Annotated in this window: 11 protein-coding genes; 4 read left to right on the top strand and 7 right to left on the bottom strand. The window is 32.9% G+C overall.

Translation table 11 applies throughout. The features are described from left to right. Positions 1-49: 49 nt before the first annotated feature. Positions 50-940 carry a hypothetical protein gene (locus tag ACR0QS_RS01535; RefSeq protein WP_432631686.1) on the bottom strand — a complete coding sequence of 297 codons (891 nt, stop codon included), beginning with the start codon at positions 938-940 and terminating at the stop codon, positions 50-52. Between the two features lie 327 nt (positions 941-1,267). On the opposite strand from ACR0QS_RS01535, the gene glyA reads away from it, so the two are divergent. Both glyA and ACR0QS_RS01525 read left to right on the top strand, forming a co-directional pair. Continuing rightward, positions 1,268-2,671, top strand: coding sequence for a serine hydroxymethyltransferase (gene glyA, locus ACR0QS_RS01530; RefSeq protein WP_432631685.1), 1,404 nt, complete (start codon positions 1,268-1,270; stop codon positions 2,669-2,671). Between the two features lie 15 nt (positions 2,672-2,686). Continuing rightward, positions 2,687-3,781 carry an ATP phosphoribosyltransferase regulatory subunit gene (locus ACR0QS_RS01525; RefSeq protein ID WP_432631684.1) on the top strand — a complete coding sequence of 365 codons (1,095 nt, stop codon included), beginning with the start codon at positions 2,687-2,689 and terminating at the stop codon, positions 3,779-3,781. A gap of 6 nt (positions 3,782-3,787) precedes the next feature. On the opposite strand, the gene ACR0QS_RS01520 is transcribed toward ACR0QS_RS01525, so the two are convergent. After that, positions 3,788-4,732: a DUF4268 domain-containing protein gene (locus ACR0QS_RS01520; protein WP_432631683.1), complete on the bottom strand. Its 945-nt coding sequence runs from the start codon at positions 4,730-4,732 to the stop codon at positions 3,788-3,790. Positions 4,733-4,910: 178 nt separating this feature from the next. Here ACR0QS_RS01520 and hisG point away from each other — a divergent pair, with 178 nt between their 5' ends. Together hisG and hisD are read left to right on the top strand one after the other, a co-directional pair. After that, positions 4,911-5,531: an ATP phosphoribosyltransferase gene (gene hisG, locus ACR0QS_RS01515; protein ID WP_432631682.1), complete on the top strand. Its 621-nt coding sequence runs from the start codon at positions 4,911-4,913 to the stop codon at positions 5,529-5,531. Then, positions 5,528-6,808, top strand: a complete 1,281-nt coding sequence (hisD, locus tag ACR0QS_RS01510; protein ID WP_432631681.1) for a histidinol dehydrogenase — start codon at positions 5,528-5,530, stop codon at positions 6,806-6,808. Before hisG ends, hisD begins: the two co-directional genes overlap by 4 nt. A gap of 13 nt (positions 6,809-6,821) precedes the next feature. Here hisD and argF read toward each other — a convergent pair whose 3' ends face one another. The 5 genes from argF to gyrB form a co-directional block, all read right to left on the bottom strand. Next, entirely contained in the window at positions 6,822-7,727 is a 906-nt protein-coding gene (argF, locus tag ACR0QS_RS01505) for an ornithine carbamoyltransferase (protein ID WP_432631680.1), read from the bottom strand. Between the two features lie 56 nt (positions 7,728-7,783). After that, on the bottom strand, positions 7,784-9,166 hold the full coding sequence (gene argH, locus ACR0QS_RS01500) for an argininosuccinate lyase (protein WP_432631679.1): 1,383 nt from the start codon (positions 9,164-9,166) through the stop codon (positions 7,784-7,786). Positions 9,167-9,173: 7 nt separating this feature from the next. Next, positions 9,174-10,418, bottom strand: a complete 1,245-nt coding sequence (locus tag ACR0QS_RS01495; protein ID WP_432631678.1) for an argininosuccinate synthase — start codon at positions 10,416-10,418, stop codon at positions 9,174-9,176. 430 nt (positions 10,419-10,848) lie between these two features. After that, entirely contained in the window at positions 10,849-11,826 is a 978-nt protein-coding gene (locus tag ACR0QS_RS01490; protein WP_432631677.1) for an NAD(P)-binding domain-containing protein, read from the bottom strand. Between the two features lie 72 nt (positions 11,827-11,898). After that, positions 11,899-13,812 (bottom strand): DNA topoisomerase (ATP-hydrolyzing) subunit B, encoded by a 1,914-nt coding sequence (gyrB, locus tag ACR0QS_RS01485; protein WP_432631676.1) that lies wholly within the window; start codon positions 13,810-13,812, stop codon positions 11,899-11,901. Positions 13,813-13,854 lie beyond the last annotated feature (42 nt).

Genomic DNA, 13,854 nt, shown 5'->3' with positions numbered 1-13,854 from the left:
TTTCTACACGCTCTCTAAAAACCTTAACCACTGCGAGGAAAATATTATTTTAATAATCTTTACTACTATGTGTAGTATAATAAGGAGCATTACCAAGAGTATTTGTAGTGCGCATAGTGTAATTATTACCTTCATTCAAAAATAGATAATACATAATGCCTCCATTAGTAAAATCGGTTGTAACTATTAAACCGCCATTATGATATATATCATGAAAATTACCACTTGTAATAGTTGCAGATTTAATAGTAAAGAAATTTCCTCCTGTAAAACTAATAGAATTAGGTTTAATATCCCAATATATATCTTTCCAATAACCGCTATAGGCTTCATCTCCCCAATTAAGTGAACCAACTCCTTTAACAGTATATCTTCCGCAATATTCTTTAGGTATTGAAGCAAGATTTTCTTCGTAGCTTTTCCCAGTTAATGAGTAAGTAATATCAGCTCCGTAATTGCTAAATTTTATTATCAAATAACCGTCTTCGGTAAAAGTAACCGTTGCTGTATTTCTGTTATTGCTTTGGTATCGAGTCGCTTCCAAATTATAAACCGCTCCTGTTCCGTTAGCGTTATCGTAAAATTTGCCTTCCTCTTCTGTAACATAGCCATCCTCGTCCAAAGTGATTACGCTAATATAAGGCTTTGAATTTTCGTCCACTTTTACATCCGCATAAAAATATATTTTCTTTACCGTATCGTATATAGAATAATAAGCTCCAGATTTGAAATATAAATCTTTGAATTGAATTAAACCTTGATTTGTATCAATAGTTAATTTATTATTCGTATTATCTTCGGGAAATTCTGGTGGAGGCGTTGGTCCCGCTTCCGTCACAGCCATGTTTTCAACATCGGTAGGACTAGAACAAGCTACCGAAACTATAACCGTTATAATAGCAAGCGCTATTATGCATAATAATTGTTTTTTCGTAATCATAAATTACTCCTTTGATTTAATTTCTAAATATATTATAGTAAATTTTATATTGATTGTCAAGCGTTTATTCAAAAAAAAATAATAAATTTTTCATTGCGAATTTTAATTTTATTGTCATTGCGAGGCTTTGCCGAAGCAATCTAAAGTAATAAAATTTTCTTTATTTTAGATTACTTGGCGACTGGACGCTGTCCGCTTCACTCTGCGGGATTTATTTTTAAATCAAATCAATCAATAAAAAATCATTGAAAAAAATTTTATTTAATATAATATATTCCTATTAAAAAATTAAATATTTAAAAATTGTTTAAAAAATTTGGAGGAATCATGTCGACTAAAAAAACTAATTCAAAAAAATCTGTTTCTGCAATTAAGAAATCTACTAAAAAACTTAATATTGTTAAAAAATCTGCAAAAAATTCTATAAAGAAAGTCGTTTCAAAAAAAGTAGCAAGTGCGAAATATTATGTGTCCGAAACTCCTTTGAAATATGCCGATAGAGAAATATTCGGAGCTATCAAAAGAGAATATAAAAGAGAAGCATCGGGACTCGAATTAATAGCGAGCGAAAATATAGTTTCAAGAGCGGTTATGGAAGCTCAAGGTTCTATATTCACAAATAAATATGCGGAAGGTTATCCAGCAAAAAGATATTACGGCGGATGCGTAGAAGCGGATGTCGTTGAAAGTCTTGCGATAGAAAGAGCGAAAAAATTATTCAAAGCGCCTTTCATAAATGTTCAGCCTCATTCTGGTTCGCAGGCAAATATGGGAGTTTATATGTCGGTTTTACAGCCCGGCGATACTTGTTTGGGATTGTCTTTGGACGCGGGAGGACATTTAACGCATGGAAAAAATATTAACTTTTCGGGCAGGATTTATAATTTCGTTCATTACGGCGTTAGCAGAGAAACTATGCAAATAGATTATGACGAAGTTAGAGATTTGGCTTTTAAAAATCAGCCTAAAATAATAGTGACGGGAGCGAGCGCTTATCCGAGAATTATTGATTTTGCAAAGTTTAGAGAAATTGCGGACGAAGTGGGGGCTTATTTGCTTGTCGATATGGCGCATATTGCGGGACTCGTTGCGGCGGGCTTGCATCCAAATCCTGTAGAATATGCTCATTTTGTCACGGGAACTACTCATAAAACTTTAAGAGGACCGAGAGGCGGTTATATAATTTCGACAAACGAAGAACTATCAAAAAAAGTCGATAAAACTATTTTTCCGGGAATTCAAGGCGGACCTTTAATGCATGTAATTGCGGCAAAAGCGGTATGTTTTAAAGAAGCTTTGGATAAAAAATTTGTCGATTATCAAAAACAGGTTTTAAATAACGCTAAAATTATGGCGAACGAATTTATCGCAAAAAATTATAATATCGTTTCGGGCGGAACGGATACTCATTTAATATTGGTTGATGTAAAATCTTCAAAAGGAATCACGGGAAAAGTTGCAGAAGCGGTTTTGGACAAGGCGCATATAACTACGAATAAAAACGGCATTCCTTACGACAGCGAATCTCCTATGGTTACAAGCGGAATAAGACTCGGAACTCCAGCGATTACTACAAGAGGACTAAAAGAAAAAGATATTATTGAACTCGTTAATTATATGGACGAAGTTTTGACGAACTCGGATAATGAAAAAATTATTTCTTCGGTTGCAAAGAAAGTTGACGCTTTATGCAAGAAATATCCTATTTATAAATATATTTCCGAAATGTAAAAATAAAAGTTGAAAATGAACGCTAACTTAATAAACGAAAATTCTATAATATCGAATCTTATAAATATATACGAAAAATTTGGTTTCAAAAAAATTAAATTGAGCAAATTTGAAGATTATAATTTATACAACGATAATAAAGATTTTCTTCAAACTGAACATATATTGACTTTTATGAATTTGAGCGGGAATTTGAAATCTCTTCGCCCCGATGTCACTTTGTCGATAGTAAAAAAAATTCTTAAAGACAACGAAAAAGAAACTCAAAAAATTTATTATATAGAAGATATTTATAAAATAGTTTCAAACGAATACGAGGAAATTCCGCAGGTTGGAGTGGAAATTATAGGCAAATTAAATAAATATTCCAACTTGGAAATTATAAGCATGGCAATAGAAAGTTTGAAGTCGATAAACGAAAATTATATTTTGGAAATATCAAATATAGATTTTATGTCCGCAATTTTTGACGAAGTCGGGATAAAAGAAAATTTGAAAATCGAAATTCTTAAAAATATCTACGGAAAAAATAAACATGATTTAGAAAAATTATTGGATAAAAATATTAAAAGCGAATATAAAAAATATATTTTGTCTTTTATAGAACTTTCTGGAAATTATAAAAATATTTTAGAAAAATTGAAATGCATGATAATAAACGATAATTTGCAAAAATCCTACGATGAATTAAAAAGTTTGTCTTCGGTTTTTGAAATGCATAATAATTTCGATAAAATTTTACTCGACTTTTCCATCGAGAGTCAATTAGGATATTATAACGGAATTATTTTCAAAGGCTATATTAAAGGAAACAACGATATAATTCTTTCTGGCGGGCGATACGATAAACTTCTTAATAAATTTAATTCTGATAAAAATGCAATCGGTTTTGCAATTTATATGGATAAATTATACGAAAAAAATAAATCGAGCGATTATATAGATATTCTAATTTTATATAAAAGCGGAGACGAAAAAATTTTATTAAACGAAGTTAGAAAATTCATGAATCAAAATAAAAAAGTTCGAGTCGATATTTACGGCGACAATTCAATTTCAAATTATAAAGAGAAGTATATTTTTGATAATGGTAATTTGATTAAGTCTTAATTTTTATTATATATATTTTGTAAATGTTTTCTTCATTTTTATTACCGTGTCAATTATCCAATCGAATTGCTCGTTCCATTTTTCTTTATTATCAAATTCAACAGATTTTTGAATTATTATTCTACTTGTTTTTCCATCCTTTCTAGCCTTTTTAGATAATTCCTGCCAATCAAATTTAAATCCTATCTCTCTTTCTATATCATCTTTACATTTAATAAGTTTATTAAAAAGTTCTTTGTTATCATGTATTCGTAGTTCAATTTTAATACTATTATCCTTTCGTGTCTGCCAAACTCTTATACTACAATTAGATATTCCTATTTTTAAGCACATATAAGGTCGTTTGGATGGTTCTATTTTTTTAAATTCTTCTTTTTTATATTCAGTATTCTTAAAAGCGTAATCATTATATGCCGTCCAATATTCATATCTTAATTGTTGAGTTTGGGTTAAATCTTTATTCTTTACTTCTTTTGCCCATTCGTTCGGTCTTTGTATAACTTCAAATTTAACGGCAGGTTTAGAATTCTCTATTTTATATATTTTTATTTCGCATAAAAAGAAACCGATTTCTTTATCGGTATGATTATTAAGCCATTCGATTGCGGCTCTATGTTCTTCTCTCGCTTCTTTTACTATCCAAATAATAATGTTAGCTTCTTTTCCAGAGGCGTAAGTTATCAATTTTCCAAGATGGTCATGATTAGTGGCTTCTAATTGATTTTCAATAATAATTTTTCTATCCGTTTCCGTTTCTGAAGCGTATATATCCACATTAAAATCTCCTACATTTGATTCTCTTTCTTCTACCGTAATGTCTAAACCTATGGCTTCGGATAATAGAGATATATTTTCTTCTTTAGCGAGCCAAGGGGTAAAATCGGAAGCTTCATTTTTCCAATAATCTCTTAAATCCGTAATTTCTTCAAGTTTTCCAAATTCATTGCTCATAATAAATTTATCCTTATTTCATTATAAAAAATTAATTTCATTATCATAAATATATCATTTATATTTTATAATTTCAATTTAATAATTATCTTATTTTTACTACAAAAAATTTAAATTTATTATATAATTATTTGATTAATAAAAAATAAATTTCGTAAAATTAAAAAGAAAATTAAAAATGAATAAAATTAATATAGCTTTGCCGAAAGGAAGATTATTAAAAAAAGTCTACGATTTATTTAAAAAGATAGGCTATGAAAATAAAGAATTGCTCGAAGACAATAGAAAACTCGTTTTTGAAGATAAAGGCGTCAGATATTTGATTGTCAAACCTTCCGATGTTGGAATTTATGTAGAAAAAGGAGTCGCCGATATTGGAATTGTCGGAAAAGATATTTTGCTTGAAAACTCGCATGATGTTTACGAACTTTTGGATTTGAAATTTGGAAAATGCAAATTATGTATGGCTTCAGTGAAAGATTATAAAGAGGATATTGAAAGAAGATTAAGAGTCGCCACAAAATATGTCAATGTGTCGAAAAAATATTTTGATTCGATAAACAGAGATGTGGAAATAATAAAATTAAACGGTTCGATTGAATTAGCGCCGATACTTAATTTGTCCGATGTGATTATAGATATTGTAGAAACGGGAAGCACGCTTAAAGAAAATAATTTGATTGTGATTAAAGATATAGTCGATTATATAAGTTCAAGATTGATAGTAAATAAAGTAAGTTTTAAGTTTAAAAATAATTTAATATCCGAAATCGTTAAAAATATAGAGGAAGTATTATGATTAAAATTATAAATTATAAAAACGGCGATTCTTTAAAAAATATTTTTGTAAGAAGTCAGTTTAGCTACGATAATATAACTAAAAAAGTTAAGGCGATACTCGAAGATGTAAAAAAAAACGGAGATAAGGCTTTGATAAAATATAATAAAGAATTCGATAACGCCGATACGAAAACTTTGGAGGTTTCAAAAAAAGAAATCGATTCGGCTTATGATAGAATAGATAATAAATTTAAAAAGACGCTTAATTTGGCTTATAAAAATATTGAAAAATTCCATAGAATGCAAATAAGAAACGGATTCATAACGAGCGAAGAAAACGGAATCGTTATGGGAGAGATAATAAATCCTATAGAAAAAGTGGGAGTTTATATTCCCGGGGGAACGGCAATTTATCCTTCAACGGTTTTAATGAATGTTATTCCAGCGAAAGTTGCGAAAGTTCCCGAAATAATTCTCGTCTCTCCTCCAAATAAAAATGGAAAAATAAACGATATTATTTTGGCAGCGGCTAAAATTTCTGGAGTCGATAGAGTTTTTAAAGTTGGCGGAGCGCAGGCGATAGCGGCTTTAAGTTATGGAACGGAAAGCGTCCCAAAAGTTTATAAAATAGTTGGACCGGGAAATATATTTGTAGCGACTGCAAAAAGACTCGTTTACGGCGAAATTTCAATCGATATGTTTGCGGGACCGAGCGAAGTTTTAATTATAGCGGACGAATATTCAAATCCTATTCATATAGCGGCGGATATGCTCGCTCAAGCTGAACATGACAAATTAGCCTCAAGCGTTTTGATTACGACAAGCGAAAATATTGCAAATAAAGTTAAAGAAGAATTATATAAACAATTAAAAAATTTAAGCAGAAAAGAAATTGCCGAAGAATCGATAGAAAATAACGGAAAAATAATTATAACGGAAAGTTTGGACGATTCGATATTTATAAGCAACGAATTAGCGCCCGAACATTTGGAAATAAATATAAAAGAGCCTTTTTCAATTCTGTCAAAAATAAAAAACGCTGGTTCTATATTTTTGGGAGCGAATACTCCCGAAGCTTTGGGCGATTATTTATCTGGGACAAATCATGTTTTGCCCACAAGCGGAACCGCCAAATTTTCATCTCCGCTTTCTGTAGACGATTTCATTAAAAAATCTTATTACACTTATTATACTAAAGAGGCTTTGCATAAAGTTAAAAATAATGTAATCAATTTTGCGGAAAATGAAAAACTGGAAGCTCATGCAAATTCCGTTAGAAAAAGATTTGAAAAGTGAAATTATTTTATAATTAACTCATCAATTTTACCATAATAGCTTTTTGGACATGAAGCCTGTTTTCCGCTTCTTCAAAAATTTCATTGGCATGTTCTTCAAAAACTTTTTCGGTAATTTCTTCCTCTCTATGAGCTGGAAGACAATGCTGAACTATCGCTTTAGGTTTTGCTATCGCCATAACTTTATCATCAATTTGGTAGCCTTTAAAAATTTCTTTTCTTTTTTCCGCTTCTTTTTCCTGTCCCATAGACGCCCAAACATCCGTAAAAAGAACATCCGAATCTTTTGCCGCTTCCATAATATTCTCTGTCATAAAAAATTTATCTTTATATTCTTTCGTAAATTCAATCACTTCGCCGTCTGGCTGATAATCTTTAGGGCATGCTATGGAAACTTTCATTCCGACTTTAAGCCCGCCGACAATTAAAGAATTAGCCATATTGTTTCCGCAGCCTATGAAACACATTTTGAGTCCGTCAAATTTTCCCTTGAATTCTCTAATCGTCATAAGGTCGGCAAGAACCTGACATGGATGAGCGAAATCCGTAAGTCCGTTTATTATAGGAATAGAACCGTATTTTGCCAAATCTTCCACTTCTTTTTGAGCGAATGTGCGAATCATAATTCCGTCCAAATAACGCGACAAAACTCTCGCCGTATCCTGAACGGGTTCGCCTCTTCCAATCTGCAAATCGTTGCTTGAAAGAAATAAAGCACTGCCTCCAAGCTGATACATTCCGACTTCAAATGACACTCTCGTTCTAGTAGACGACTTTTGAAAAATCATTCCTAAAGTTTTTCCTTTAAGAATATGATGTTCGATTTTATTTTTATTTTCCGTTTTAAGTTTGTCCGCAAGATTCAAAATATCAAAAATTTCTTCTTTCGATAAATCGAGCATTTTAAGTAAATGTTTCATTTATTGCCTCCAAAATATTTATTTTTTATTTTTAATTAATATTTAATTTATAATTTTTAATCTTTAATATTTTTTCTTATATATTCAATTTGAGCTTTAACCGATTCGGGAGCCGGTCCGCCTTCGACTTTTCTTTGCATAACGCAGGTTTCAAGGTTTATCGCTTCAAATATATCTTCTTCAAATTTATCTGAAAATTCTTTATATTTTTCAATCGGAAGAGTTTCGAGAGTCAAATTATTTTCAATGCATAATCTGACAATCTCTCCCGTGATTTTATAAGCGTCTCTGAAAGGCATTCCTTTCTTGACAAGATAATCGGCGCAGTCTGTGGCGTTGATAAAACCTTTAGCCGCAGCCTCTCTCATGTTTTTTGGAATTATAGTCATCGTTTCAATCATTGGAATAAACGCGCTTAAAGAAAGTTTAACCGTATCGATGGCGTCAAAAATCGCCTCTTTATCTTCCTGCATATCTTTATTATAAGCGAGCGGAAGCCCTTTCATCATTATAAGCAGAGTATTCAAATCTCCGTAAACTCTTCCCGTCTTTCCTCTGATAAGTTCCGTAATATCGGGATTCTTTTTTTGCGGCATAATTGACGAACCCGTAGAGTAAGCGTCATCAAGTTCTATAAATTTAAATTCCCAAGAACACCATAAAATTATCTCTTCTGAAAATCTTGAAAGATGCATCATTAATATCGATAAATCCGAAGCAAGTTCTATACAAAAATCTCTGTCCGAAACGGCATCGAGAGAATTTTGAGTAATTTCGTCAAATCCGAGCAAATCGCAAACTATCTGCCTGTTTATCGGATAAGTGGTTGACGCTAAAGCTCCGCTTCCCAAAGGCATAATATTTATTCTTTTGTAAGCGTCTTTGAGTCTTTCCAAATCTCTTAAAAACATTTGAGAATAAGCCATAAGATGATGAGCGAATGTTATCGGCTGGGCGCGTTGTAAATGAGTATAGCCAGCCATAACGGTTTTAAGATTTTTTTCTGACAAATCGGTTAAAACGGTTATCAATTTTTTTATTATGCTTTCGATTTCTTTTACTTCTTTTTTCAAATACATTCTTATATCGAGAGCCACTTGGTCGTTTCTCGAGCGCGCCGTGTGAAGTCGCTTTCCCGTATCACCTAATCTTTCGGTAAGTTTCGCTTCTATAAAAGAATGAATATCTTCGGCATTGAAATCGAATTCAAGTTTTCCGTTTTCTATCTCGTTTAATATATTTTTGAGTCCTTCGACTATAGCCTTACTTTCATTCAAATCAATTATACCGCATTCGCCGAGCATAGTCGCGTGAGCTATAGAGCCTTCAATATCTTCTCTATACATTCTCGCATCGAAAGAAATCGAAGAATTAAAATCGTTTACTATTTTGTCGGTTTCTTTTGTGAATCTTCCCGCCCAAATTTTTTTATTATTCATTATTATTTTATTTTTTATTTTTGTTTTTATTCTTTATTTTCTTTTCCATATTTGCGCGAACTTTTACTGGAAGCCCGAAAAGATTAATAAATCCTACGGCATCCGCTTGATTATATACATTGTCTTCGTCAAATGTCGCAACCTCTTCGTCATAAAGAGTATATGGAGATTTTACGCCCGCGTTTATTATATTTCCTTTGTAAAGTTTGAGTTTTACCTCTCCCGTAACGGTTTTTTGAGTTTCGGTAAAAAACGCGCTCATTGCGTTTCTTAAAGGAGTAAACCATTGTCCGTTATAAACTATGTCGGCAAATTTAATCGCCAAATACTGTTTGACTCTCAAAGTTTCTTTATCGAGCGTAATCGTTTCAAGGACTTCATGCGCATGATATAAAATCGTTCCGCCGGGAGTTTCGTAAATTCCTCTCGATTTCATTCCGACAAGACGATTTTCCACAATGTCTACAATTCCTATTCCGTTTTTTCCGCCGATTTTATTTAAAGCCGTTACCATTTCGACTCCGTTGAGTTTTTTTCCGTCAAGAGTCGTTGGAATTCCTTTTTCAAAACCAATCGTTATATAAGCGGGTTTATCTGGAGCTTGAATAGGGGAGACGCCCATTTCAAGAAAATTTTTCTTTTCGTATTGCGGTTCGTTTGCGGGATTTTCCAAATCGAGTCCTTCATGAGACAGATGCCATAAATTTTTATCTTTAGAATAATTAGTTTCCCTATTTATTTTAAGCGGAATATTATGAGATTCTGCATATTCAATTTCCTGCTCGCGAGATTTTATATTCCAAACTCTCCAAGGAGCGATAATTTCCAAATCTGGTGCGAAAGCCTTAAAAGCAAGCTCGAATCTCACTTGGTCGTTTCCTTTTCCTGTAGCTCCATGACATAACGCGTCCGCTTTTTCTTTAATCGCTATTTCGGCAATTCTCTTTGCGATTATCGGACGAGCGAAAGAAGTTCCGAGCAAATATTTATTTTCGTAAACCGCTCCAGCCTGAAGAGTTGGGTAGACATATTTTTGAATAAACTCTTCTTTTAAATCTTCTATATAAAGTTTGGACGCTCCTGTTTTTATCGCTTTTTCTTTAAGTCCGTCAAGTTCAGTTCCCTGTCCGACATCGACAGAAACCGCTATGACTTCACAATTATCGTAATTTTCTTTTAGCCATGGAATTATAACGGAAGTATCGAGTCCGCCAGAATAAGCCAAAACCACTTTTTTTATTTTTTTTGCCATAATTATTTCCTCTTAAATAATAAATTTTTTACTTAATAAAATTTAATTTTTTGATTAAATTTTATTAATAATTTTTAATCGTAAAATTTTGAATATTATTATATATCATAAATTTACGAAGTCAATAATTTTTATCGCATTTAATAAATTACTTTATACTTTGATAGAATTTTGTTATTTGCTAGGCTCTGCCGAAGCAGTCCAAATAGAGTAGATTACTTCGGCTATAAATAGCATCGTAATGACAATTAAAGTATATTTATTGTGATTTTATTTTTATTTGTCATTGTGGCTTACTTTTACTCGTCATTGCGAGCCAACGGCGTGGCAATCCAAAATATAATAAAATTTATTTTTTGTGGATTACTTCGGGCGTTGCCCTCGTTCCCATAGGGACGCAGAGCGAATGACAAAGTAATTAAACTAAATTTTATTTTCCGTCAATTAAACCTTTTACATGCTTCACTATATCGAATCCCGCATTCAAAGCTTTCGCAATCGAACCGCCAGATTTATAAAGTATGTCTCCAGCTATATATAAATTATCAACGGAACTTTCATGAATTCCTCTTATTATAGGAACTCCGCTTTCGTCCAAATCTATCGAGCATTTTTTTAAGAAATCTATCGGAGCGACTCCGCCGAGCGCGTAAATAACTCTGTCGAATTTATCGCTTGTTTCGTCAGCGAAGTTTACCAAAACTTTTCCACCTTCGTCCGCAATGGATTTTATATCTACTCCCAATTTTGCCTTCACTTTACCGCTATCAATATCTTCTTTTATCGTTTCCAAATTTTTTTCGTTTGGACGAGTAAATTCGCTTTTTCTATAACTTATTGTTACATCGTTGTCTTTTCCCAAAAGATAAGCGTATTCTACCGCCGAATTTCCACCGCCGACTACGAGGACTTTTTCGTTTTCTTTACATTTATAAATATTGAAATTAACGACAGCGTTCAAACTTGGAGGAATCGGATAATCGGGTTTGTTGGGGCGTCCCATTTTACCGATAGAAACCACGACATATTTTGAAACATATTTATCGTTATTTGTCGTCAATACTTCAAAATATTCTCCGTTCTTTTTGATTGATTCGACTTCGGTATTAAAAAAAGCGTCTATATAGTTTCCAAATACGCATTCGCTGAATAAATCTAAAACATCGCCTTTAGTCGCCGTTTCAAATTTTATATTTCCGCTCAAATCGATTCTTTCTCCCTTATAATCTTTGTCGACTCTTTTATCGTCTTTATAAAATTTTCTTATCGTTGTGGAATGATTATCTCCTTTTTCAAGCAGAAGAACTTTTTTCATTTGAAGTATTGCCGCTTCAACGGACGCCGCTATTCCCGCAGGTCCCGCTCCGACTATAATTAAATCGTATTCGTTTTCTAATTTATTTTCCATTTTTAATTATCTCCTTAAACAAATAAATATTAAATATTAAATATAATTTTTAATTAAATAAAAATTCGTTAATTAAACATCCAAATTCTTTACATATCTTGCATTAGCTTCTATAAAATCTCTTCTTGGTTTAACTTCGTCTCCCATAAGCATCGTAAATAATTGGTCCGCTTTTTCCGCGTCTTCCGTCAATACTTGATACATAAGGCGAGTTTCTGGGTTCATTGTCGTATCCCATAACTGGTCGGCGTTCATTTCTCCCAAACCTTTATATCTCTGTATATCAGAATTCTTGCCTTTATTTTCTTCAAGTATTTTATCTCTCTCCTCGTCCGAATAAGCGTAAGTGAAATTCTTTTTATCGAAACTTATTTTATAGAGTGGCGGAACTGCAATAAATATATGTCCCAAATCTATCAAAGGGCGCATATATCTAAAGAAGAAAGTCAAAAGCAAAGTCCTTATATGCGAACCGTCAATATCCGCATCCGCCATTATAATAACTCTTCCGTATCTTATTTTTGATATATCGAAAGAAGAACCGACTCCGCAGCCGAGCGCCGCTATTATAGGTTTCAAACTTTCGTTATCTATAATTTTATCGAGTCGCGCTTTTTCCACATTCAATACTTTTCCTCTTAAAGGCAAAATAGCCTGAAAATGTCTGTCGCGTCCTCCTTTAGCCGTGCCTCCAGCGGAATCTCCTTCCACAAGATAAACTTCGCATTTGTCGACTTCCTGCTCCGAACAGTCCGCAAGTTTTCCTGGGAGCGAATCGCTTTCGAGAGCGTTTTTTCTTCTTGCCAAATCCCGCGCTTTTCTTGCAGCTTCCCTTGCTTGAGCCGCGGAAATTATTTTTTCCAATATAACTTTAATGACTTTCGGATTTTGCGAAAAATAATCGTTTAATCCTTCGAATACCAATTTTTCGGTAACCGTTCTAACTTCCGTATTTCCCAATTTCGTTTTTGTCTGTCCTTCAAATTGAGGATTAGGAATTTTTACCGAAACTACGGCAACGAGTCCCTCTCGCGTATCTTCTCCCATAAACGCCACTTTATTTTTTTTATCCAATTCGAGTTTCTTTGCAAAATCGGTATAGATTCTTGTTAAAGCCGTTCTGAAACCGACTAAATGAGTTCCGCCTTCCGTTGTATTGATATTATTACAATATGTAAAAATATTTTCGTTATAGGCGTCAACATATTGCATAGAAACTTCAATATCCGTTTTATCTTCAGTTTTATGCAAATAAATCGGTTTGTCATGCAATAATTTTTTATTTTCGTTTAGATGGGCGATAAACATTTCAATTCCGCCTTCGTAATAAAATTCATTGCTTACGGTTTTCGCTTCTCTTTTATCAATAAGCGTTATTCTTATTCCTCTGTTTAGAAAAGCCAATTCACGCAGTCTGTTTGCAAGAATTTTATAATCGTATTCGGTAGTTTCAAAAATTTCATCATCCGCTTTAAATGTAACTTTAGTTCCGTTTTTTGCGCTTTTGCCGACTTCTTTAACGGGAGCTTCTGGAACTCCTTTATGATATACTTGTTTATATAATTTTCCGTCTTTGCTAACTTCCGCTATTAATTCCGTGCTTAAAGCGTTGACTACGGAAACTCCCACGCCATGCAAACCGCCCGACACTTTATAAGTTTCGTTATCGAATTTACCGCCCGCATGCAGTTTCGTCATAACTACTTCCAAAGCGGATACTTTCAATTTTGGATGCATATCGACAGGAATTCCTCTTCCGTCATCTTGAACTTCTATTATATTGTCTTTTTTTATCGTAACCGTTATATTTTTACAGAAACCAGCCATAGCTTCGTCTATACTGTTATCAACGACTTCGTAAACCAAATGATGCAATCCCGCCGAACCCGTAGAACCTATATACATACCTGGGCGAGTTCGGACAGGCTCTAATCCTTCCAATACTTGAATATTTTTTGAACTATATGTTTTTTCAGCAGCAGCCATTTTTATCCTCGTTTAATATTTTTTATTGTTTTAATTATATTT

Origin of the sequence: Brachyspira sp. (genome assembly GCF_050873525.1) — a bacterium.
In the GTDB taxonomy this organism is placed as follows: domain Bacteria; phylum Spirochaetota; class Brachyspiria; order Brachyspirales; family Brachyspiraceae; genus Brachyspira.
This window is presented reverse-complemented; position numbering and strand designations above follow the sequence as displayed.